General features: G+C 63.4%; 23 protein-coding genes. 18 read left to right on the top strand and 5 right to left on the bottom strand.

Annotation, left to right across the window (positions count from 1 at the left end; translation table 11 throughout):
* Positions 1–28 precede the first annotated feature (28 nt).
* The 8 genes from rpmF to pgsA all read left to right on the top strand — a co-directional run bounded on the left by rpmF (position 29) and on the right by pgsA (position 6,777).
* Entirely contained in the window at positions 29–220 is a 192-nt protein-coding gene (gene rpmF / locus ECTPHS_RS10140) for a 50S ribosomal protein L32 (RefSeq protein WP_008932652.1), read from the top strand.
* A gap of 195 nt (positions 221–415) precedes the next feature.
* Positions 416–1,444: a phosphate acyltransferase PlsX gene (gene plsX / locus ECTPHS_RS10135; protein ID WP_008932651.1), complete on the top strand. Its 1,029-nt coding sequence runs from the start codon at positions 416–418 to the stop codon at positions 1,442–1,444.
* Positions 1,441–2,412 carry a beta-ketoacyl-ACP synthase III gene (locus tag ECTPHS_RS10130; RefSeq protein WP_008932650.1) on the top strand — a complete coding sequence of 324 codons (972 nt, stop codon included), beginning with the start codon at positions 1,441–1,443 and terminating at the stop codon, positions 2,410–2,412. The genes plsX and ECTPHS_RS10130 overlap by 4 nt, the downstream gene beginning before the upstream one ends.
* 90 nt (positions 2,413–2,502) lie before the next feature.
* The gene (locus ECTPHS_RS10125; protein WP_008932649.1) at positions 2,503–2,970 is read left to right on the top strand and encodes a CYTH domain-containing protein; all 468 of its coding nucleotides are present in this window, start codon (positions 2,503–2,505) and stop codon (positions 2,968–2,970) included.
* A 3-nt stretch (positions 2,971–2,973) separates the two neighbouring features.
* A complete protein-coding gene (locus tag ECTPHS_RS10120) occupies positions 2,974–3,693 on the top strand; it encodes a response regulator transcription factor (RefSeq protein ID WP_246828354.1) in 720 nt (239 codons plus the stop codon).
* Positions 3,694–3,724: 31 nt separating this feature from the next.
* Positions 3,725–4,384: a uracil-DNA glycosylase gene (locus ECTPHS_RS10115; RefSeq protein WP_040405772.1), complete on the top strand. Its 660-nt coding sequence runs from the start codon at positions 3,725–3,727 to the stop codon at positions 4,382–4,384.
* Positions 4,381–6,219 carry an excinuclease ABC subunit UvrC gene (uvrC, locus tag ECTPHS_RS10110; protein ID WP_008932646.1) on the top strand — a complete coding sequence of 613 codons (1,839 nt, stop codon included), beginning with the start codon at positions 4,381–4,383 and terminating at the stop codon, positions 6,217–6,219. Before ECTPHS_RS10115 ends, uvrC begins: the two co-directional genes overlap by 4 nt.
* A gap of 3 nt (positions 6,220–6,222) precedes the next feature.
* Positions 6,223–6,777 carry a CDP-diacylglycerol--glycerol-3-phosphate 3-phosphatidyltransferase gene (gene pgsA / locus ECTPHS_RS10105; RefSeq protein ID WP_008932645.1) on the top strand — a complete coding sequence of 185 codons (555 nt, stop codon included), beginning with the start codon at positions 6,223–6,225 and terminating at the stop codon, positions 6,775–6,777.
* A 37-nt stretch (positions 6,778–6,814) separates the two neighbouring features.
* Here pgsA and aceK read toward each other — a convergent pair whose 3' ends face one another.
* The gene (gene aceK, locus ECTPHS_RS10100; protein ID WP_008932644.1) at positions 6,815–8,569 is read right to left on the bottom strand and encodes a bifunctional isocitrate dehydrogenase kinase/phosphatase; all 1,755 of its coding nucleotides are present in this window, start codon (positions 8,567–8,569) and stop codon (positions 6,815–6,817) included.
* 362 nt (positions 8,570–8,931) lie between these two features.
* On the opposite strand from aceK, the gene aceA reads away from it, so the two are divergent.
* From aceA to ECTPHS_RS10070, 6 genes are all read left to right on the top strand, one after another.
* Positions 8,932–10,242: an isocitrate lyase gene (gene aceA / locus ECTPHS_RS10095; protein WP_008932643.1), complete on the top strand. Its 1,311-nt coding sequence runs from the start codon at positions 8,932–8,934 to the stop codon at positions 10,240–10,242.
* Positions 10,243–10,362: 120 nt separating this feature from the next.
* Positions 10,363–10,857 carry a ribonuclease E activity regulator RraA gene (gene rraA / locus ECTPHS_RS10090; protein ID WP_008932642.1) on the top strand — a complete coding sequence of 165 codons (495 nt, stop codon included), beginning with the start codon at positions 10,363–10,365 and terminating at the stop codon, positions 10,855–10,857.
* Between the two features lie 118 nt (positions 10,858–10,975).
* Positions 10,976–12,820: a DNA polymerase III subunit gamma/tau gene (gene dnaX, locus ECTPHS_RS10085; protein ID WP_008932641.1), complete on the top strand. Its 1,845-nt coding sequence runs from the start codon at positions 10,976–10,978 to the stop codon at positions 12,818–12,820.
* 80 nt (positions 12,821–12,900) lie between these two features.
* On the top strand, positions 12,901–13,227 hold the full coding sequence (locus ECTPHS_RS10080) for a YbaB/EbfC family nucleoid-associated protein (protein ID WP_008932640.1): 327 nt from the start codon (positions 12,901–12,903) through the stop codon (positions 13,225–13,227).
* 3 nt (positions 13,228–13,230) lie between these two features.
* Positions 13,231–13,827 (top strand): recombination mediator RecR, encoded by a 597-nt coding sequence (gene recR / locus ECTPHS_RS10075; RefSeq protein WP_008932639.1) that lies wholly within the window; start codon positions 13,231–13,233, stop codon positions 13,825–13,827.
* Between the two features lie 27 nt (positions 13,828–13,854).
* Positions 13,855–14,199 carry a histidine triad nucleotide-binding protein gene (locus ECTPHS_RS10070; protein WP_008932638.1) on the top strand — a complete coding sequence of 115 codons (345 nt, stop codon included), beginning with the start codon at positions 13,855–13,857 and terminating at the stop codon, positions 14,197–14,199.
* Positions 14,200–14,228: 29 nt separating this feature from the next.
* Here ECTPHS_RS10070 and rsgA read toward each other — a convergent pair whose 3' ends face one another.
* Both rsgA and ECTPHS_RS10060 read right to left on the bottom strand, forming a co-directional pair.
* On the bottom strand, positions 14,229–15,116 hold the full coding sequence (rsgA, locus tag ECTPHS_RS10065; protein ID WP_008932637.1) for a ribosome small subunit-dependent GTPase A: 888 nt from the start codon (positions 15,114–15,116) through the stop codon (positions 14,229–14,231).
* 24 nt (positions 15,117–15,140) lie between these two features.
* The gene (locus ECTPHS_RS10060; RefSeq protein WP_008932636.1) at positions 15,141–15,479 is read right to left on the bottom strand and encodes a 4a-hydroxytetrahydrobiopterin dehydratase; all 339 of its coding nucleotides are present in this window, start codon (positions 15,477–15,479) and stop codon (positions 15,141–15,143) included.
* Between the two features lie 152 nt (positions 15,480–15,631).
* Here ECTPHS_RS10060 and orn point away from each other — a divergent pair, with 152 nt between their 5' ends.
* Positions 15,632–16,177 carry an oligoribonuclease gene (gene orn / locus ECTPHS_RS10055; protein ID WP_008932635.1) on the top strand — a complete coding sequence of 182 codons (546 nt, stop codon included), beginning with the start codon at positions 15,632–15,634 and terminating at the stop codon, positions 16,175–16,177.
* Between the two features lie 11 nt (positions 16,178–16,188).
* On the opposite strand, the gene ECTPHS_RS10050 is transcribed toward orn, so the two are convergent.
* Together ECTPHS_RS10050 and nadB are read right to left on the bottom strand one after the other, a co-directional pair.
* Positions 16,189–17,013: a sulfurtransferase gene (locus tag ECTPHS_RS10050; protein ID WP_040405771.1), complete on the bottom strand. Its 825-nt coding sequence runs from the start codon at positions 17,011–17,013 to the stop codon at positions 16,189–16,191.
* A 17-nt stretch (positions 17,014–17,030) separates the two neighbouring features.
* Complete coding sequence (gene nadB, locus ECTPHS_RS10045; protein WP_008932633.1) at positions 17,031–18,668, bottom strand: L-aspartate oxidase; 1,638 nt, start codon at positions 18,666–18,668, stop codon at positions 17,031–17,033.
* 275 nt (positions 18,669–18,943) lie between these two features.
* On the opposite strand from nadB, the gene rpoE reads away from it, so the two are divergent.
* The 3 genes from rpoE to ECTPHS_RS10030 all read left to right on the top strand — a co-directional run.
* Entirely contained in the window at positions 18,944–19,519 is a 576-nt protein-coding gene (rpoE, locus tag ECTPHS_RS10040) for an RNA polymerase sigma factor RpoE (RefSeq protein WP_008932632.1), read from the top strand.
* A gap of 26 nt (positions 19,520–19,545) precedes the next feature.
* The gene (locus ECTPHS_RS10035) at positions 19,546–20,178 is read left to right on the top strand and encodes a sigma-E factor negative regulatory protein (RefSeq protein ID WP_040405769.1); all 633 of its coding nucleotides are present in this window, start codon (positions 19,546–19,548) and stop codon (positions 20,176–20,178) included.
* 4 nt (positions 20,179–20,182) lie between these two features.
* Positions 20,183–20,798 (top strand): sigma-E factor regulatory protein RseB domain-containing protein (locus tag ECTPHS_RS10030; protein ID WP_305807544.1); only part of this gene is annotated, 616 nt, incomplete at its 3' end.

Here is a 20,798-nt window from a genome sequence, read left to right as displayed (position 1 = left end):
TTTTTCAGTATAGATTGGAGATGACACCATGGCTGTTGCACAAGGTCGCACCACCCCTTCCCGTCGGGGCATGCGTCGTTCCCACGACGCCCTCAAGGGCCCCACCCTGTCCACCGAACCCACCACCGGTGAGATCCACCGCCGTCACCACATCAGTGCCGACGGTTTCTACCGTGGCCGTCAGGTGATCAAGGCCAAGGAACAGCAGGACGAAGAGTAAGACCTGCGCCGACCGGATCCGGCAGGGTCCGGCGGCCGCCCGCCCCAACAGGGGCCGCGGCTCGCATCGGGCCGGCGTGTGTGTCATCCTGCCCACGTCGTGCCGCCTACCGGATGGAGCCGCAGGCAGTATTCCATGGGCTTCGTGGACACTGTCCGCGAAGCTTTTTCGCGCTGATTCAAAGCAGGTTTTCCCATGAGTGGAATCTTTACCATCGCACTGGATGCCATGGGCGGTGATCATGGTGCCCACGTGGTTGTCCCTGCGGCAGTCAAGGCCCTGGAAGCGTTTTCCGACATCCACCTGATCCTGGTGGGCGACAAGGAGCAGGTCGGACAGGAACTGGCTGCCTGCGGCAAGGCGCCGTCCGATCGGCTGCGCCTGCATCATGCCAGCCAGGTGGTGGGCATGGATGAACCCCCTTCCCAGGCCCTGCGCAACAGGAAGGATTCGTCCATGCGGGTGGCCATCAACCTGGTCAAGCACCAGCAGGCCGATGCCTGCGTCAGCGCGGGCAATACCGGTGCCCTCATGGCCACGGCGCGCTACGTGCTCAAGACCCTGCCGGGCATCGACCGGCCGGCCATCATCACCGCCATCCCGTCCATCAACGGCCACACCCATATGCTGGATCTGGGGGCCAATGTGGACTGCACCGCCACCCATCTCTATCAGTTTGCGGTGATGGGTTCCGAGCTGGCCAGTGCGGTGGACAATATCGCCTCGCCCCGGGTCGGCCTGCTGAACATCGGCGAGGAAGAGATCAAGGGCAACGATCAGGTCAAGGAAGCAGCGCGGATGCTTGAGGCCAGCCACCTGAACTACATCGGTTTCGTCGAAGGCAACGATATCTACTGCGGTGACGTGGATGTGGTGGTCTGCGACGGCTTTGTGGGCAACGTGGCCCTCAAGACCAGCGAAGGAGTGGCCCGCATGGTTTCCCATTACATGCGTAACGAATTCGCCGGCAGTCTGTACAGCAAGTTGGCAGCGCTGGTGGCCATGCCGGTACTGAAGGCCTTCCGCAAGCGCATCGACCCCCGCGCCTATAACGGCGCCAGCCTGCTGGGGCTGCAGGGGGTGGTGATCAAGAGTCATGGCGGTGCTGATGCCATGGCATTCGAGAATGCCATCCGTATCGCCCGTCTGGAGGCACAGAAACGGGTGCCGCAACGCATCGACAAGCGGCTGGAAGAACTGCTCAAAGAGGCGAACCCACAGTGATCTACTCCCGGATTACAGGCACCGGGAGTTATCTTCCGGAAAAGGTGCTCACCAATCGCGATCTGGAAAAGATCGTTGAAACCTCCGACGAATGGATTCGTGAACGCACCGGGATCGGGCAGCGCCACATCGTCGGCCCCGATGAAACCACCTGCGATCTGGCGGAGCAGGCGGCACGAGCCGCCCTGGCCATGGCGGGGCGGCGCCCGGAAGACATCGACCTGATCATCGTCGGCACCACGACCCCGGATCAGGTGTTTCCCAGTACCGCCTGCCTGTTGCAGCAGCGATTGGGGATTTACAATGGCTGTGCCGCCTTTGACGTCCAGGCGGTGTGCACCGGCTTCGTCTATGCGCTTGGCGTGGCCAATCAGTTCATTCGTGCCGGCAGCGCTCGCTGCGCCCTGGTGGTCGGTGCCGAAACCATCTCCCGCATTCTGGACTGGACCGATCGCGGGACCTGTGTCCTGTTCGGCGACGGCGCGGGCGCGGTCGTTCTGGAGGCCTCCGAAGAACCCGGCATTCTGTCCACCCATCTGCACGCCGATGGCCGCTACGAGAGCCTGCTCAGTGTGCCCCGGGGTGTCGGCAAGGGCTATGCCGACATGGTGGCCGGCGAGGCCTACCTGCAGATGAAGGGCAATGAGGTCTTCAAGTGGGCGGTCAATACCCTGGGCCGCATTGTCGAGGAAACCCTGGAAGCCAACGGCATCGAACAGTCCCGGGTGGACTGGCTGATTCCCCATCAGGCCAATATCCGGATCATCCAGGCCACCGCCCGCAAGTTGAAAATGCCCATGGAAAAGGTGATCGTGACCGTGGAACAGCACGGCAACACGTCTGCCGCCTCCGTTCCCCTGGCGCTGGATGCCGCGGTGCGTGATGGACGAATCAAGCGGGGTGATCTGGTGCTGATGGAGGCCTTCGGTGGCGGTTTCACCTGGGGATCGGCCCTGCTTCATTTCTGATTGCTGCATCGCGGTACCTGGTGCCCGAAAGCCTTTCGAATCGTGTTAGCATGACGAGCGTATCCACTGCGGGGGTGTCCACGGATCGCCATGGGACAGGAAATCGAAAAAAAATTTCTTGTGGTTTCCGACGCCTGGAAAGACCAAGCCACCAGGCGCGTTCGGTATCGTCAGGGCTACCTTTGCGGTAACGAGAGAAGCTCGGTCCGGGTCCGGGTTTCCGATGATACGGCGTATCTCAACATCAAGAGTGCCACTCTGGGCGTCCAGCGTCAGGAGTTCGAGTATGCCATCCCGGCCCGGGATGCCCGGGAGTTGCTCGATACCCTCTGCATCCAGCCGCTGATCGAGAAAACCCGTCACTACGTGCCCCACGGCGATCATGTCTGGGAGGTGGACGTGTTCGAGGGTGATAACGCGGGGCTGGTGGTGGCCGAGGTGGAACTGAGGCATGTGGATGAGATTCCCGACCTGCCGTCCTGGGTGGGAGAAGAGGTCTCCCATGATGTCCGCTATTACAACACGAGCCTGGTCCGGCATCCCTACAAGGACTGGTGAGTCATGTCTTCCTCAACCGGGATTCGTGCCTTAGGGGAGGCCATGGACAATACCGGACGAACTGCCCTGCTGGTGGATGTGCTGCTGGTGGACGATCACCTTCTGGTGCGCCGTGCCATCCGTGGGCTGCTGAACGCCCAGACCGAGCGTACCGGCATCAAGGTGGTCGGCGAGGCCGCCTCCGGTGAGGAGGCCCTGGAACAGCTGTCACGTCTGCGTCCCGACGTGGTCCTGATGGACCTCAATATGCCCGGCATGGGGGGGCTGGAGGCGACCCGCAAGGCGCTGGCCCTGCGGCCCGGCCTGAAGGTGATTGCCCTGACGGTGGAGGAGGATGGCCCCCATGTGGGCTGGATGCTCGACAGCGGCGTGGCCGGTTATCTCAGCAAGGGCGCGGGGGAGGAAGAGCTGGTTCATGCTATCCGGGTTGCCATGCAGGGCGACCGGCATGTCACCCCCAGTGTGGCCCGGAAACTGGCGCAAACCGATGCCGGGGAACCGGATCCGATGACCCGGCTCTCCCATCGGGAACGTCAGATCCTGATGCTGCTGGTGGCGGGCAAGAAGCCGGGAGAGATCGCCGCCGCGCTGGATTTGAACGTGAAGACGGTCAGTACCTACAAGGCGCGTTTGCGTGAGAAACTTGGCTGCGCGTCGGACATGGAGCTTTTCCGCATGGCCAGCGACCGCGGTATCATGGCCCCTTTTCCATCCTCCGAGTAAGTGCCGGCCCGGCCGGCAAGCGTCAGATCCGATGAATCCAGTGTGTCCCGTCCCTCCGGACTGTTTTGATCCGGCCTGTACCCGTTGTCCGCGGCTGGTGGATTTCCTGGCCGGGGTGCGTGCCCGTCATCCCGGCTATCATGCTGCCCCGGTGCCTCCCTTCGGAGATCCCAAGGCCCGGCTGCTGATCGTGGGTCTGGCCCCGGGGATGCATGGTGCCAATGCCTCCGGCCGTCCTTTCACGGGGGATTTCGCCGGTATCCTGCTCTACCAGACCCTGTTTGAGATGGGTTTTTCCAGTGCACCGGCGTCAAGCAGCCGTGATGACGGGTTGAAGCTGAGGGATTGCCGAATCACCAATGCCGTCAAGTGTCTGCCTCCCGAGAACAAGCCGCTCACCCTTGAAGTCCGGGCCTGCAACGACTACCTGGCCCGGGAACTGGCCTTGCTGGCTCCGGGCAGCGTGGTGCTGGCCCTGGGCACCGTGGCCCACAATGCGGTACTGCGCGCCCTGGGGTTGCGGCAGTCGGCTCACCGGTTCGGCCATGGTCATGAGCATGCCCTGGGCAACGGACTCATGCTGGTGGATTCCTATCACTGCAGTCGCTACAACACCCAGACGGGACGCCTGACCCGCGACATGTTCCAGGCGGTCTTTGTCCAGGTGAAGCGACATCTGGATGGGGCATGATCATCAGCGAAGGTCCGCGGTCAGAGGCATTTGATCCGCGTCGCTTTCTGGCCGACCTCACCACCCAGCCCGGGGTTTACCGGATGGTGGGGGAGGAGGGCGTGGTGCTCTATGTGGGCAAGGCCAAGAACCTGAAGAAGCGGGTATCCAGCTACTTTCGTCCCACGGTAGCCAATGCCCGGATCGCTGCCATGGTGGCCCAGATTCGGGATGTCCAGGTGATCGTCACCCGCAGCGAGGCCGAGGCCCTGCTGCTGGAAAACAATCTGATCAAGGAGCACCGACCCCGTTACAACATCCTGTTCCGGGATGACAAATCCTACCCCTATATCTTCATTTCCCATCACCCCTATCCCCGCCTGGCCTTTCATCGGGGTGCCCGCAAGGCAGCCGGCCGCTATTTCGGTCCCTATCCATCAGGTGGCGCGGTCCGTGAAACGATCCAGCTGCTGCAGAAGCTGTTCCTGATCCGTCCCTGCGAGGACAGTTTCTTCCAGAACCGTTCCCGTGCCTGTCTGCAGTATCAGATCCAGCGCTGCAGCGGACCCTGCGTCGGCTTGATCGATGCCGATGCCTATGGGGTGGATGTGGGGCATGCCGTGGATTTTCTCGAAGGACGGAGTGAGCGCATCATCGCGGACCTGGTGCAGGGGATGGAGCGGGCCGCCGCCGCCCTGGATTATGAGCAGGCTGCCCGTATCCGTGACCAGATTGCGCGGCTGCGGCAACTCTCCGAGCGTCAGTACGTCAATGCGGAAGGCGGCGGCGACGTGGATATCATCGCCCTCGCCCGGGAAGCCGGGGAGGTCTGCGTGCAGGTCTTTTCCATTCGCGGGGGGCTGAACCTGGGCAACCGATCCCTGTTTCCCCGGGTGCCGGATGACGTCGCCGACGGGTCGCTGATGACGGCGTTCCTGGGCCAGTATTACCTGAATCGTGAAGTCCCCTCCCGGCTCATTCTCAGTCACCCCCCCGAGGATCGGGCCGTGCTGGAAGACATGCTCACCCTGCGTCGCGGGCAGAAGGTGACGCTGGCCTGGCAGGTGCGGGGAGATCGTGCCCGCTGGTTGGAGATGGCGATACGCAATGTCCGGATGACCCTGGCGACCCGCCTGGCCGGGCGCGCCGGCATGCGGGAACGCCTGGAGGCCCTGCAGGATGCCCTGGACCTGGACGATCCGCCGAGACGGATGGAGTGTTTCGATATCAGCCACACCCAGGGCGAGGCGACCGTGGCCTCCTGCGTGGTCTTTGACGAAGAGGGGCCGCTCAAGTCCGATTACCGCCGTTTCAATATCAAGGACATCACGCCGGGAGACGACTATGCCGCCATGCGTCAGGCCCTGATGCGACGCTATACCCGTCTCAAGGCTGGCGAGGGGAAGTTGCCGGACGTCCTGTTCATCGACGGCGGCAAGGGCCAGGTGCGCCAGGCGCTGGAGGTGTTGGAGACGCTGCAGGTCAGTGGCGTCATGGTGGTCGGTGTGGCCAAGGGTGAGGATCGCCGTCCGGGGATGGAGACCCTGATCTTGAGCGATGCGGCCCAGCCGTCTATACTGCCGCCGGGTTCCAGGGCGCTGCATCTCATCCAGCAGATTCGGGACGAGGCCCACCGCTTTGCCGTCACCGGGCACCGGCAGCGCCGTGCCAGGGCCCGCAGTACCTCACCGCTGGAGCAGATACCCGGCATGGGTCCCAAGCGACGCCAGCAGTTACTGAAGCACTTCGGCGGGCTTCAAGGTGTGTGCCGTGCCGACGTGGAAGCGCTCGCCAAGGTGCCCGGCATCAGTCGCAAGCTGGCGCAGCAGATTTTCGATTCGCTACATGACGACTGATCCATGACATTTTCAATTCCCAATCTTCTCACCTGGATGCGCATCGCCCTGATCCCCCTGATCGTGGTGGTCTATTACTATCCGCATCCCCTGTCCGGGCCGGTGAGTGCCATGATCTTTGCCCTGGCCGCCATCACCGACTGGCTGGACGGTTATCTGGCGAGGCGTCTGGGGCAGACCTCCAGTTTCGGCGCCTTTCTGGATCCGGTGGCGGACAAACTGATGGTGGCCACGGCCCTGGTGCTGTTGGTGGACAATCCGGGCGGGATGTTGCTGGCGGTGGCCGCCGCCATCATCATTGGTCGGGAGATTGCCATTTCCGCCTTGCGTGAATGGATGGCCGAGTTGGGGCAGCGGGGCAAGGTGGCCGTGTCCTGGATCGGGAAACTCAAGACCACCGCGCAGATGGTGGCCATCCTGCTGCTGCTCCATGCCCAGCCCATCCTGGGGCTGCCCATCTTCACTTTGGGTCTGATACTGCTCTACGTGGCCGCGGCCCTGACCCTGTGGTCCATGTTTCATTATCTGCGCGCCGCCCTGAGCGTCGCGGAAAATTGATTCCGCTGCCCCGGCATTTCCTCGGAGGGAACCGTCCTCAGAGGGAACTGGCTGCCTGAGCCTCCGGGCGCAGGCTGGTGTCGAACCGCACGCTCTGGGGGTAGGGAAACACGTCGCCGTGGATTCCCTTCTTCACGTCCTCCTGCCTGCGTTGCCAGTAGCGGTAGTCGAACAGGTCCCGATGCAGCTGCATCAGCATGCGCCGTATCCGTGGGTCGGTGCTCAGGAAGGTGGGGAATTCCTCCGGAAAGATCTCGTTGGGTCCGGCTGAATACCAGGTATCCGAGCTGAGTTCATCTTCCGGAAACGGCGAGGGCGGGATCTTGCGGAAGTGGCACTCCGTCAGGTAGCAGATCTCGTCGTAATCGTAGAAGACCACCTTGCCGCTGTCGGTCACACCGAAGTTTTTGAACAGCAGGTCCCCGGGAAAAATATTCACGCCAATGAGCTGCTTGATGGCCAGACCCCACTCCTCCAGGGCGGCGCGGGTATGGGCTTCGTCGGCCTGTTCCAGATAGACGTCCAGCGGCAGCATCCGCTTCTCGATGTAAAGGTGCTTGATGACCAGGTTGCCGTCGTCGATCTCCATCTGGGAGGTCACTTCCTTTTTCAGGACCTCCAGCAGTTCGGGTGAAAAACGCGCCAGGGGAAAGGCGACTTCGGAAAATTCCAGGGTATCCGCCATCCGGCCTACCCGGTCATGCATCTTCACCTGCAGGTAGCGGCGCTCGATCAGTTCATGGGTGACATCCTTCTGGGGCGGAAAACGGTCCTTGATCACTTTGAAAACATAGGGATACGAGGGCAGGGTAAAGACCACCATGACCAGGCCGGGAGTCCCCGGGGCAATGGAGAAATGGTCGGTGCTGTTGGCCAGGTGGCGAAGGAAGTCCCGGTAAAACTCGTTCTTGGCCTGCTTGTGAAAGCCGATGCTCATATACAGTTCGGCCACCGGCTTGTCCGGCATCAGATCCTGCAGGAAGACGACGGTCGCGGCCGGTACCGGGGTTTTCACGACAAAGTAGGCCCGGGCAAAGCTGAATACCGCCTCGGCCTCTTCTTCCGTGGTGAGCAGGGCGTCCGCCACCAGGCCCATGCCCTCGATATTGTTCAGGGGGATGATGAAGGGATGGCTGTTGTCCTCATGCACCACCCGTCCGATAAGGTAGGCCGCCTTGTTGCGAAAGAAGGGAAATTCCAGCACATCGATACGCAGATCCCCCATGGCCTCCGGACCGAATTCGGAGCGGGCCTCCAGGGCGCGGGCGATATTGTGCACATCCTTGGAGAGGTCGGCGTGGGGCAGATTGAAGTAGAAGGCCGAGAGGATTTCCCAGATGCAGGTATCCACGCCGCCGTCGCGGGTGTGGAAGGACAGGTAGCCTCGGTAACGTTCGGCCAGTGCCTGTCGATCGGCCACTGACTCCAGAAAGATCATGTCATTGTTGTAGTACTTGCGCTCGAACAGCCGGCAGAACACGGAGTTGTAGAAGGTCTCGGCCAGCTCTGGCCGGGAGTGGTGTTGCAGCAGGTCCATATAGGCGATCTTGACCAGTTGCCACAGACGCTCTTCCAGGCCGTCGATGCCGAAGGTGGCGCGCACCTTGCCTAGGGTTTCCTGCACCCGCTGGTCATAGGAGCTGATGCGCTTGACCGAGGCGGCCCGGACGGCATCCCAGTCGGCATGTTCGAAGCGCTCCCGGGCGCTGCTGGTGATTTCCTGAAAAAACGAGAAATGACGCTCAAAACCGGTCAGGATGGAGCGGGCAATCTGCCGCGCGCGTTCATTCATCGGTCTGGCTACCTGTGGTCGCTGGGCGGTTGACGGTCGGCAATAAGGGAAATCTACTACATTCCGGCCCTGTCATGGCACTGCAATTTTGCAGTGCGGAAGGCAGATCATGACCTGTGACAGGTATCATTATTAAGTCGATTTGCCTCAAAATTGCAAAAGCATTTAATAAATTAATAATGAATATTGAAATTTATTTTCCGCATACGGACGTTTCTGGACTACGCTTGCTGCCCGTGCGCTGAATGGTTAACTGTAATGCTGGGACTTGAGCCCGACCTTCGGCACAATCCATGTTCCGAGCAGTACCGCCCGGTCGATACGGGCAAAACGACTCAGAGATCACAGAGGACCAAGGCAACATGAACAGAGAAGAACAGATCAAGGCGCTTGAGGCGGACTGGGCCAACAATCCCCGCTGGAAGGATGTGAAGCGTGGTTATACCGCCGCTGATGTGGTGCGTCTGCGCGGCTCCGTTCAGCCTGAGTACACCCTGGCTCGCATGGGCGCCGAGAAGCTTTGGAAGCGCGTCAACGGCGAGGCCAAGAAAGGCTATGTGAATGCCTTCGGTGCCATCACTGCCGGTCAGGCGATGCAGCAGGCCAAGGCCGGTCTGGAAGCCGTGTATCTGTCCGGCTGGCAGGTGGCCGCCGATGGCAACACCTCCGAGACCATGTACCCGGACCAGTCCCTCTACGCCTATGACTCCGTGCCCACCATGGTGCGTCGCATCAACAACACCTTCAAGCGTGCCGACGAGATCCAGTGGTCCCGCGGCATCAACCCCGGCGACGAAGGCTTTGTGGACTACTTCCTGCCCATCGTGGCCGATGCCGAAGCCGGCTTCGGCGGCGTGCTCAACGCCTTCGAATTGATGAAGAATATGATCGCCGCCGGCGCCGCCGGTGTGCATTTCGAAGACCAGCTGGCCGCCGTGAAGAAGTGCGGTCACATGGGCGGCAAGGTGCTGGTGCCCACCCGCGAGGCCATCGAGAAGCTGATTTCCGCCCGCTTCGCCGCCGACGTCATGGGCGTGCCCACCATCGTGCTGGCCCGTACCGACGCCGAGGCCGCCAACCTGATCACCTCCGATCACGATGAGAACGACAAGCCGTTCCTCACCGGCGAGCGGACCCAGGAAGGCTTCTACCGGGTCAAGAACGGCCTGGAGCAGGCCATCAGCCGCGGCGTGGCCTATGCCCCCTATGCCGACCTGGTGTGGTGCGAAACCGGCACCCCCGACCTGGGCTTTGCCCGTGAGTTCGCCCAGGCCGTGCACGCCGAATGCCCCGGCAAGCTGCTGTCCTACAACTGCTCCCCGTCCTTCAACTGGAAGAAGAATCTGGACGACAAGACCATCGCCAAGTTCCAGGACGAACTGTCCGCGCTGGGCTACAAGTACCAATTCATCACCCTGGCAGGTATCCACGTCAACTGGTTCAACACCTTCAACTTCGCCTACAACTATGCCCGCGGCGAAGGCATGAAGCACTACGTGGACATGGTGCAGGAGCCGGAGTTCAAGGCCCGCGAGCGTGGTTACACCTTCGTATCCCACCAGCAGGAAGTGGGTGCCGGTTACTTCGATGACGTCACCACCGTCATCCAGGGCGGTTCCTCCAGCGTCAAGGCGCTGGCCGGTTCCACCGAAGAAGAGCAGTTCCACGGTTGATGCAGTCCGTCCCGGATGCCCTTGGCGGGTGTCCGGGACACACCGTGAACCGGTCGGGCCGTACTCGCTGCATGGCGGTACGGCCTTTTTTTTTTACACGTTTGCAAAAGGGGACGAGCAATGGCTTCCGAAACGCTGGATTTTCAGGGAACGGCGGACCTGTGTGATGAATACGAGGATCATCCGGGGCTGCAGGTGGCAGAGCCCCTGTTCAGGGATTTTGGCGGCGAGCGGGCCTTTTCCGGCGAGATCGTGACCCTCAAGTGTTTCGAGGACAACACCAAGGTCCGGGAGATGCTGGGTGAGGACGGACGCGGCAAGGTGTTGGTGGTGGATGCCGGTGGTTCCCTGCGCTGCGCCATGCTGGGAGATCAACTGGCGATGCTGGCGGTCAAGAATGGCTGGGCCGGGGTGGTGATGTACGGCTGCATCCGGGATTCCCGGGCCTGCGCCGGCATGCCCCTGGGGGTCAAGGCCCTGGCCACCCATCCCCTCAAGAGCCGCAAGCTGGGGGTGGGGCAGGTGAACGTACCGGTGAAATTCGCTGGGGTCGGCTTCAAGCCCGGTGACCGCCTGTTTGCCGACGAGGATGGTATCGTGGTGCTGCCGGCCTGATCCTGGCCGCCATTGCCGCACCACCCAAAGTCCCGGCTGCGTTATCATGGCCCCTCGTGCCCGCGGCCCTTGAGTCGGTGCGGGCGTATGACCCTTTCCGGCAACTTCAGCGAGATTCATGAGCTATCAGGTCCTGGCCCGCAAGTGGCGCCCCCGCAGTTTCGAGGAACTGGTTGGACAACCCCATGTGGTGCGTGCCCTATCCAATGCCCTGCGCGAGGACCGGCTGCACCATGCTTACCTCTTCACCGGCACCCGGGGCGTGGGCAAGACCACCATTGCCCGGGTCCTGGCCAAGTGCCTCAACTGTGAAACGGGGGTGACCGCCACCCCCTGTGGCCGGTGCGGTGCCTGTCGCGAGATCGACGCCGGACGCTTCATCGATCTGATTGAAGTGGATGCCGCCTCCCGCACCCGGGTGGAGGACACCCGGGAATTGCTGGAGAACGTGCCCTACGCCCCCACCCGGGGACGCTTCAAGGTCTATCTGATCGACGAAGTGCACATGCTCTCCACCCACAGCTTCAACGCCCTGCTCAAGACCCTGGAAGAGCCGCCGCCCCATGTGAAGTTCCTGCTGGCCACCACGGACCCCCAGAAGCTTCCGGTCACCATCCTGTCCCGCTGCCTGCAGTTCAATCTCAAGGCCATGCCGGCGTCGATGATCGCCGATCATCTGAGCCAGGTGTTGCAGAGGGAGGCCATCGAGGCCGAGCCTGCCGCTGTACTGCAGATTGCCCGGGCCGCCTCGGGCAGCATGCGGGATGCCCTGAGCCTGCTGGATCAGGCCATCGGTTTCGGTGACGGCGTGCTGCGTGCGGAGGAGGTGCGGGAGATGCTCGGCGCCATGTCCCGGGATCACCTGCTTCGACTGCTTCAGGCCCTCGCCGCCGGGGATGCCCGGGCGGTGCTGGCAGTGGTGGAAGATCTGTCGGCCCAGTCCCCGGACTATGGGGCGGTACTGGCCGAACTGATCACCCTTTTGCATCATCTGGCCCTGGCCCAGCAGGTGCCCGAGGTCCTGGACAACCTGCCGGATGAACGGGAAGCCCTGGCGGAAATGGCCCGGGGGATGGCACCCGAGGACATCCAGCTCTTTTATCAGATCGCACTGATCGGGCGCCGGGATCTGCCTCTGGTCCCCGAGCCCCGTAGCGGTCTGGAGATGATCCTGTTGCGCATGCTGGCCTTTCGCCCGGTGGGAGATGAGTCTCCACGGGTACAAGCACCACCCGCGCCGCCCCGGGCCGAATCGACGTCGGCGGCGCCCAAGCCGGTGGGGCTAGCGCCCCGAGGGCCGCGGGATATCCTCGCCCAGCTGGAAGGCGGGCCTGCCCGAGCCGCGCCGGTTGGACGTGCCGATCTCCCGTCCGTGCCATCCGTAGCGGCACCGGACCCGGTACCCCCTCCACGGGCCGTGGCCCCGGAGCCGATTGAGCCTGACCTGCCCGAGCCGCCACCTTGGCTGGACGAGGAAGGCGCATCCTCCGCGGCCACGGTGCCCCTCGCCCCGGCACGGGAGGCCCCGGCGCCGACAGCCCCCCTGCCGCCGCACCCTGTGCAGGCCGATGCCGCAGCGCATCTGGACTGGGGAGCGCTGGTGCCTGCCCTGGGCCTGGGGGCGGTGGCCGGGCAGCTGGTGAATCATTGTGCCCTGGAAGGTTACGACGGCCAGGAGCTGGTACTGAGTCTGGAGCCCAAGTATGACCACTTGAAGACGGACATGTCCCTGCAGCGGTTGGAATCCGCCGTGCAGTCCCAGCTGGGCCGGCATGTCAGGGTGCGCGTGCGGCTGGGGCAGCCCGCGTCGGATACCCCGGCGGCGGCGGCGGCCAGGGCCCGTGCCCGGCGACAGCAGGCGGCCGAGCAGGACATGGAGGAAGACCCCGTGGCCGGTGCCCTGAAAGCCCGTTTCGATGCGGCGCTGGTGGCCGGTTCCGTGCGCCCCGTGGAAGGAGATTGAGCGCGGGCGCGTGTTTCACGCATCGGGAGGCATTACACTACGCCTCCCTGGATTAACTGAACCCTAGAAAGGTGATTGATATGCTCAAAGGCGGACTTGGGAACCTGATGAAACAGGCCCAGAAGATGCAGGAAGAGATGGCCCGTGCCCAGGCCGAACTGGCCGAGATGGAAGTGACCGGTCAGGCCGGTGGCGGCATGGTCAGCGTGGTCATGACCGGCAAGCACTCCGTGAGCCATGTGACCATCGACCCCAGTGTGCTGGAAGAAGACCGTGACATGCTCGAAGACCTGCTCACTGCCGCCATGAACGATGCGGTACAGAAGGTGGAAGACATGACCCGGGAACACCTGGGTGCCGTCACCCAGGGCATGGGCCTGCCGGGCGGATTCAAGCTGCCGTTCTGATCCATGGACGGAGCGCCCCTTCTTGATCGTCTGGTGGAGGCACTGCGCTGCCTCCCCGGTGTGGGTCCCAAATCGGCCCAGCGGATGGCCCTGCACGTGCTGGAACGGGACCGGGAAGGGGCGCTGCGGCTTGCCGAGGTGCTGAAGGAGGCGGTCGAGCGCATCGGTCATTGCCGGCGTTGCCGCACCCTCACCGAACACGAACTCTGTCGGGTCTGTGCCGACACCCACCGGGACAGGCACTTACTGTGCGTGGTGGAGACGCCGGCGGACCAGATGGCGATCGAGCAGGCCACCGGCTTTCGCGGCCAATACCATGTGCTGCTGGGTCAGCTGTCCCCCCTGGACGGCGTTGGCCCCGAGGAACTGGGTCTGGATCGGCTGGAGGCCCGTCTGGCCGAAGGCGAGATCCGGGAACTGATCCTGGCCACCGGGACCACGGTGGAAGGGGAGGTCACCGCTCACTACATCGCGGACATGGCCCGGGCGCTGGGGGTGCGGACCACCCGCATTGCCCACGGCATCCCGCTGGGCGGCGAACTGGAATATGTGGACCGCGGCACCCTCTCCCATGCCTTTTCAGGCCGGCGTGATCTCTAGACCGGCCATCCATCGAGTGGAAAGAGAATGACAGACTGTATCTTCTGCAAGATTGCCGAGGGCAGGATCCCGGCGGATATCGTTTATCAGGACGACCGGGTGGTGGCGTTTCGCGACCTCAATCCCCAGGCCCCCCTGCACGTACTGGTGATTCCCAGGCAGCATTTCGACACTGTTGCCGACATGACGCAGGCCGACATGGACCTTCTGGGTCACATGCATTGGGTGGGGCTTGAAGTGGCCCGAGGGGCGGGCGTGGTGGAAGACGGTTTCCGCACCGTCATCAACTGTAACGCCGACGGCGGTCAGTCGGTCTATCACCTGCACATGCACGTCCTGGGTGGCCGGCAGATGGAGTGGCCGCCGGGCTGATCGTGTCGATGGGGCCCCTGGCGCGTGGGTTATGCCTCGGCTGCTTCCAGCAGCGTGCGGTAGCTCGCGTAGCGCCGCGGATCGATCCGTCCCTGCTCAAGGGCGGCCTTGACCGCGCAGCCCGGTTCCACCGTATGGGTGCAGTTGTGAAAACGACACTCCGGCGCCAGGGTCCTGAGTTCCACGAACCCTTGCGCCAGTTCCCGCTGGGGGGTGGGGCCGGGGCTGAAGTCGCGCACACCGGGTGAGTCGATCAGGGCGCCGCCACAGGGCAGGCGATAGACGGTGGCATTGGTGGTGGTGTGGCGTCCCTCGCCGCTGAGTTCGGACAGGGCGCCGATGCGGATCTCCAGATCCGGCAGCAGTGCCTGGATCAGGGAGGACTTGCCCACCCCGGACTGGCCTACCAGCACGCTGGTGCCCATGGCCAGGAAGGCCTGCAGGGCCTCCATGCCCTGACCATTCGCCACGCTGGTCCTCAGGGCTGGATAACCCAGTGCCTCGTAGCCCTGGAGGGCCGCGGCCGTGCCTTCCGGGTCCGGATCGGGCCGGTCTGCCTTGTTGTAGAGGATCAGCGCCCGGGCCGGCATGCGCTCGATGGCCACCAGGTAACGGTCCACCAGGGGCCAGCTCGGGGCGGGGGCGGCGGCGGTGACGACCACCACCTGATCCACGTTGGCGGCGATGTTCTTGCGCTGGCCACGGGGATCGACCCGTTCCAGCAGGTTGCCGCGGGTGTGAATGTCGGTGACCACGCCGTCTCCGCTGGGCTCGGGATGCCATGACACGGCATCGTTGCAGACCACGTGTTCAAGCCGGCGGCGGGGCGTGCAGCGGTGGACACGGCCGTCCTCGTCCTCCACCAGCACCTGTGAACCAAAACGGGTGATGACCCTGCCGGGTCTGGATGCTTTCATTGCCTTCCCAGGTCGATGTCCGATTCAGTCTTCCAGTAAGCGGTCCACCCGGGCGGCGCAGATGAAGTCGTTCTCCGACAGGCCGCCGATGGCATGGGTGGTGAACCGCACCAGACAGCGATCATAGCCTACCTCAAGGTCCGGGTGGTGATCTTCCCGATGGGCCACCCAGGCGGCGGCATTGACGAAGGCCATGGTCCGATGAAAGTCGGGAAACCGGAAGGCGCGTTCAATGGCACGGCCATCGTCCACCACCGTCCAGTCCGGGGCCAGGGATTTCATGAAGCTCTGGATGTCCACCTTGTCCATGGGCGGGGTGCCGCCCTCGCAGGGGGTGCAGTGTCGGTCATGGAGCTGGGTCATGGGGATGCCTCCTTTTCCGGCCGGCGGGTCCGGCCTCGAAAAAGCGTTCATGTACAGTGTAGACTGTGGCCCCGCCGTCGGCGTTCGCCCGCCACCGGCGATCTTCTTGCCATGAATGCTCAGAGCGTGCCGCCACGGCACAAAGGAAGCCCATGAATCCCAATCCGGAGAATCTGGTCTGGATCGACCTGGAAATGACCGGCCTGGACCCGCAATCCGACTACATCATCGAGATTGCCACCATCGTGACGGACAAGGAGCTGAATGTCCTGGCGGAAGGCCCCGTGATCGCCATCCATCAGACCGAGGAAATCCTGAGCCGGATGGATGACTGGAACCGCAATACCCATGGCCGCTCCGGCCTGCTGGACCGGGTGAAGCTGAGTCTCTACAACGAGGTGGAGGCGGAGCAGGAAACCCTGCGGTTCCTGAAGCAGTATGTGCCGCCCCGTTCATCCCCCATGTGCGGCAACAGCATCTGCCAGGACCGGCGCTTTCTGTTCCGCTGCATGCCGGATCTGGAAGCCTTCTTCCATTACCGCAACCTGGATGTGAGCACGCTCAAGGAGCTGGCCCGCCGCTGGGCGCCCGGCGTGCTCAACAGCCTGTCCAAGGATGCCACCCACAAGGCCCTGCAGGACATCCGCGACTCCATCACCGAGCTGCGCCATTATCGGGAGCACATGCTCAAGGTCTGAGCCGACGTGTTTCAGGTCTCGATGGGGGTGTCGTCCCGGTTGCCCCAGTCGGACCAGCTACCCGGATACCCTCGCACCCGTTCGTAGCCCAGGTGCTCCAGCGCCAGCCAGTTCAGGGCGGAGCGATGGTGGGTGTGGCAGTAGACGACGATCTCCTTGTCCGGCGTGATGCCCTGTGCCTCCAGATCCCGGCGCAGGGCTTCTTCGGCGCGCAGGCGACGGTTGTGCTCCAGATCCATGCAGCGGGTCCATTCGAAGGAAACCGCCCCGGGGATGTGGCCGCCCCGGGCCGCATAGGCCACCCGGCCGGTGAATTCATCGGTGCTGCGCGCATCCACCAGGATCACGTCCTCATCCTTCATGTGGGCCAGGATCCACGCCCGGTCGGCCACCCGTTCGGTACCGTAGGCGAGGGGGTATTCCGTTTGCGTCGGCGCGACATCCACAGCGGCTTGGGTGGAAATGGTCAGGCCCGCCGCCGACCAGCCCGCCACTCCCCCGTCGAGCAGTGACAGCGCCTCATGACCACACACGGCCAGGGTCCAGAGCAGGCGCGCGGCCTTGCCGCCGCCTTCCTCGTCGTAGCACACCACATGGGTGTCCGGGCCGATGCCCAGTTCCGCCAGGATGGTGCGTAGCACGCCGATCTCCGGCAGCAGTCCCATGACCGGAGCCGCCGAGGCGACGATGCGACCGTAGTCCAGATGGAGGGCGCCCGGCACGTGGCCGGCGGCATGGCGCTCGGCCGGGCTCAGGTCCACAATCCGCAGACGCTGGTCCTGCAGCCTGGCCTCAAGGGCCAGGGGATCGATGATGAGTGGCATAGCCTCGTGCATGGGGCGTATCTCCTGATTCATGCCGGGGAGCCGGACGGGGTCAGTACGGTGGGACGGCCGGCCAGTGCCGGATCGGTCCGCGGGTAGTCCAGGGTGTAATGCAGGCCCCGGCTCTCCTTTCGGCTCTGGGCGCTGCGGATGATGATTTCCGCCACCAGGGCCAGGTTGCGCAGCTCGATCAGGTCATTGGTGACGCGGAAGTTGCTGTAGTAGTCGTGGATCTCGCCCTGCAGCAATTCAATGCGTCGTTGCGCCCGCTGCAGTCGTTTGCTGGTGCGAACGATGCCCACGTAGTCCCACATGAAGCGGCGCAGTTCTTCCCAGTTGTGGGCCACCACCACCTCCTCGTCCGAGTCGGTGACACGGCTCTCGTCCCAGGCTGGAATCCGGTCCACCGGCACCGGCTCGGGACGTTGCCGGCCCATGTCCTGGGCGGCGGAGCGGGCGAAGACCAGGCATTCCAGCAGGGAGTTGCTGGCCATGCGATTGGCGCCGTGCAGGCCCGTGCAGGCCACTTCACCGATGGCATAGAGCCCGTCCAGATCGGTGCGGGCCGCCAGGTCGGTCATCACGCCGCCGCAGGTGTAGTGGGCGGCGGGCACCACCGGAAGGGGGTCCCGGGTCATGTCGAAGCCGTATTCCAGGCAGCGTTCATGGATGTTGGGGAAGTGGGATTTGATGAAGTCCGCCGGCTTGTGGGAGATGTCCAGATAGACGCAGTCCGCCCCCAGGCGTTTCATTTCATGGTCGATGGCCCGGGCGACGATATCCCGCGGGGCCAACTCCCCCCGGGGGTCGAAGCGTTCCATGAAGGGGGTGCCGTCGGGCAGCAGCAGTCTGCCGCCTTCACCCCGAACCGCCTCGGAGATGAGAAAGGACTTGGCTTTGGGATGGAACAGGCAGGTGGGATGAAACTGCATGAACTCCATGTTGGCCACCCGGCAACCGGCCCGCCAGGCCATGGCGATGCCGTCGCCGGTGGAGCCGTCCGGGTTGCTGCTGTAGAGATAGACCTTGCTGGCGCCGCCGCTGGCCAGGACCACGAAGGGCGCGGCGAAGATTTCCACTTGATGGGACTTGAGATTGAGCACGTAGGCGCCCAGGCAACGCCGGGAACCCGCTAGGCCGAGCTTGTGGCTGGTGAGCAGGTCCACCGCGATGTGATGTTCGAACAGTTCGATGTTGGGGTGGCGCCGGACCTGTTCCACCAGGGTGTTTTCGATGGCCTTGCCGGTGGCGTCGGCGGCGTGGACCACTCGGCGGTGGCTGTGGCCGCCCTCTCGGGTCAGGTGCAACTGCACCCGGCCGTCGTCGCCCGGCTCCTCGCGGGTGAAGGGGACGCCTAGATCCAGCAGCCATTGGATGCTCTCCGGACCGTGCTCCACGGTATGGCGGACGGCGGCTTCGTCGCACAGGCCGCCACCGGCGTCCAGGGTGTCGCGGACATGGGCCTCCAGGGAGTCGTGACGGTCCAGTACCGCGGAGACGCCGCCCTGGGCGTAATAGGTGCTGCCTTCGCTGACGGGTCCCTTGCTCAGTACCGCCACGCGCTGCTCCGCCGCCAGGTGCAGGGCCAGGCTCAGGCCGGCGGCGCCGCTGCCGATGATGAGGACATCCATGGATTTGCGGACCCCCGCCTGGGGCGAATCTTGCATTGATGGTTTCTCCAGAATGGCCTCGGCCCGGGAGGGAAGGGTCGGCGTCCGAGCGGGGGGCTCGCTTGAGGCTGTGTCTCGATCTGAGTTATTTTGTCACGGTTTTTTGCAGTGTTACACGCACCGGGCAGACTGACAAATTGACCTATGCCATGAATTCCCGCGAATGATGGGAGCATGGTGTAGTTTGGGCGTCATTTGCAAGAACTTAACGAGGGTTTCCATGTCCATCGCAGTTAGGGTACAGGACGTGCCCTCAGAGGGGGAGTGCCCGAATGGGCAATAAAGTAACCGACGAGGAGCTGGTCAGGCGTGTTCAAGCCGGAGACAAGAAGGCTTTCGATGTACTGGTGCAGAAGTACCAGCACAAGATCGTCAATCTGGTCTCCCGCTATGTGCATGACTCTGCCACGGCGCTTGATGTGGCCCAGGAGGCTTTCATCAAGACCTACCGGGGGCTGGCCAATTTCAGGGGCGAAAGCGCTTTCTACACCTGGCTGTACCGGATCGCCATCAACACGGCCAAGAATCATCTGGTCTTCCAGAGTCGCCGGACGCCGGACGTGGAAGTGGATGCCCAGGATGCGGAGCAGATGGGGGGTGAGTCTGCTCTCAAGGAATATGCAACCCCGGAAGGGGAATTGCTGTCGGAGGAGATACGCCTGGCCGTGCAGAACGCCATCAGCGCGTTGCCGGACGACTTGAAGACAGCCATCACCCTGCGTGAACTGGAGGGGATGAGCTATGAGGAGATTGCACAGACCATGGGATGCCCCATTGGTACGGTGCGCTCCAGGATTTTCCGGGCGCGGGAAGCGATTGATCGCGTCTTGCGGCCATTGCTTGATTAAATGTGCTTTCAAGAGCGAGACGCATCATGACAACCACTAAAGAGGAACGACTCTCCGCGCTGGTGGATGACGAGGCCGAGGCCTTCGAGACCCGCCGGTTGCTGGACGAGCTGGCAAAGAACCCGGAGGATCTGGTCCGATGGGGACGCTATCACCTGATCGGTGATGTCATGCGTGGCAATCTGGACCGTACCGCGCCCTCCGACTTCTCCACTCGCGTCATGGCCGCCGTGGCCGAGGAGCCGCAGCCATCCACCCGTGTCTACCAAGCCTGGCAGGGGCGCCTCCTCAAGCCCGCGGCCGGCATGGGCATGGCGGCCGCCGTTGCCGTGGCGGTCCTGGTGGGATTGCAGAACTTCACCGGCGATCCTTCCGATCCACGAACGGAACCGGCCATGGCGGGCACCGAGCCGGTGATCCGCGCCGCCCAGTGGGATCCGGGTCAGCGCAACGCCCTTCAATCCATGCTTGAGCCCGATGGCCGGACCGCCCAGATACAGCACTCGCCCCTGGAGCATGGCAGCCAGCAGTTTCTGCGCATCGACATGGGAGACGCGCGTTTCAGCAGCTATCTGATCAATCACGTGGAGTCAACCGTGGGGCGCGGGGCCATGCCACCCCAGGTCCGCACGGTCGGACATGGTTTCATGGGTGACTGATCCCGTGTTGCCGCGCCTACGCCTGTTGTGTCTGGTGGCGGCGCTGGCGGCCACCACGGCGGTGGCCGCCTCGGAGCAGGGGGCCCATGCACTGCTGCAGAAAATGGCTCGGGCCGTGGATGAGCTCAATTACGAAGGCATCTTCGTCTTTGCCCACGACCAGCGTATCGAGACCCTGCAGATCATCCATGCCCGGGACGAGCATGGCTCCCGGGAGCGGTTGGTGGCCCTGACGGGACACCCCCGCGAGATCATCAAGGACGAGGACAGTATCATCTGTGTGCGTCCCGACGATCTGGATCCTGCCCTATGCCTGGACCCAGGCAAGAGTCTGCTGGGCCTGCCCGGCGTGCTTCCCATCCGTCAGGGGCTGGAAGGTCTGGGTGAGAGTTATCGCCTGCGTCTAGGAGAGCTCCGGCGTGTCGCCGGCCTGACCTGTCGCGAAGTCTCCATCATTCCTCGTGATCACTTTCGTTACGGTTACCAGCTCTGCATTCACGAACCCACCGGGATGCTCCTGCAGTCGCAGCTGCTGAGTCGGGAGGGGCGCATTTTCGAGCAATTCATGTTCACCCGCATCGAGTTCCCCGCCCGGGTGACCGAAGAGCGCCTGCAGCCAC

The organism is Ectothiorhodospira sp. PHS-1, assembly GCF_000225005.1.
GTDB lineage: Bacteria > Pseudomonadota > Gammaproteobacteria > Ectothiorhodospirales > Ectothiorhodospiraceae > Ectothiorhodospira.
Note: the sequence above shows the minus strand (reverse complement) of the source record. Positions and strands in the feature narration are given on the sequence as shown.

What these genes read in the sequence shown, in the direction of transcription:
- dnaX (WP_008932641.1), top strand. Translation starts at nt 10,976, where the DNA reads ATGAGCTATCAGGTCCTGGCCCGCAAGTGGCGCCCCCGCAGTTTCGAG.
- ECTPHS_RS10070 (WP_008932638.1), top strand. Translation starts at nt 13,855, where the DNA reads ATGACAGACTGTATCTTCTGCAAGATTGCCGAGGGCAGGATCCCGGCG.
- ECTPHS_RS10125 (WP_008932649.1), top strand. Translation starts at nt 2,503, where the DNA reads ATGGGACAGGAAATCGAAAAAAAATTTCTTGTGGTTTCCGACGCCTGG.
- rpmF (WP_008932652.1), top strand. Translation starts at nt 29, where the DNA reads ATGGCTGTTGCACAAGGTCGCACCACCCCTTCCCGTCGGGGCATGCGT.
- ECTPHS_RS10050 (WP_040405771.1), bottom strand. Translation starts at nt 17,013, where the DNA reads ATGCACGAGGCTATGCCACTCATCATCGATCCCCTGGCCCTTGAGGCC.
- pgsA (WP_008932645.1), top strand. Translation starts at nt 6,223, where the DNA reads ATGACATTTTCAATTCCCAATCTTCTCACCTGGATGCGCATCGCCCTG.
- uvrC (WP_008932646.1), top strand. Translation starts at nt 4,381, where the DNA reads ATGATCATCAGCGAAGGTCCGCGGTCAGAGGCATTTGATCCGCGTCGC.
- ECTPHS_RS10080 (WP_008932640.1), top strand. Translation starts at nt 12,901, where the DNA reads ATGCTCAAAGGCGGACTTGGGAACCTGATGAAACAGGCCCAGAAGATG.
- ECTPHS_RS10120 (WP_246828354.1), top strand. Translation starts at nt 2,974, where the DNA reads ATGTCTTCCTCAACCGGGATTCGTGCCTTAGGGGAGGCCATGGACAAT.
- ECTPHS_RS10115 (WP_040405772.1), top strand. Translation starts at nt 3,725, where the DNA reads ATGAATCCAGTGTGTCCCGTCCCTCCGGACTGTTTTGATCCGGCCTGT.
- aceA (WP_008932643.1), top strand. Translation starts at nt 8,932, where the DNA reads ATGAACAGAGAAGAACAGATCAAGGCGCTTGAGGCGGACTGGGCCAAC.
- ECTPHS_RS10035 (WP_040405769.1), top strand. Translation starts at nt 19,546, where the DNA reads ATGACAACCACTAAAGAGGAACGACTCTCCGCGCTGGTGGATGACGAG.
- ECTPHS_RS10060 (WP_008932636.1), bottom strand. Translation starts at nt 15,479, where the DNA reads ATGACCCAGCTCCATGACCGACACTGCACCCCCTGCGAGGGCGGCACC.
- plsX (WP_008932651.1), top strand. Translation starts at nt 416, where the DNA reads ATGAGTGGAATCTTTACCATCGCACTGGATGCCATGGGCGGTGATCAT.
- rraA (WP_008932642.1), top strand. Translation starts at nt 10,363, where the DNA reads ATGGCTTCCGAAACGCTGGATTTTCAGGGAACGGCGGACCTGTGTGAT.
- rsgA (WP_008932637.1), bottom strand. Translation starts at nt 15,116, where the DNA reads ATGAAAGCATCCAGACCCGGCAGGGTCATCACCCGTTTTGGTTCACAG.
- orn (WP_008932635.1), top strand. Translation starts at nt 15,632, where the DNA reads ATGAATCCCAATCCGGAGAATCTGGTCTGGATCGACCTGGAAATGACC.
- recR (WP_008932639.1), top strand. Translation starts at nt 13,231, where the DNA reads ATGGACGGAGCGCCCCTTCTTGATCGTCTGGTGGAGGCACTGCGCTGC.
- aceK (WP_008932644.1), bottom strand. Translation starts at nt 8,569, where the DNA reads ATGAATGAACGCGCGCGGCAGATTGCCCGCTCCATCCTGACCGGTTTT.
- rpoE (WP_008932632.1), top strand. Translation starts at nt 18,944, where the DNA reads ATGGGCAATAAAGTAACCGACGAGGAGCTGGTCAGGCGTGTTCAAGCC.
- nadB (WP_008932633.1), bottom strand. Translation starts at nt 18,668, where the DNA reads ATGCAAGATTCGCCCCAGGCGGGGGTCCGCAAATCCATGGATGTCCTC.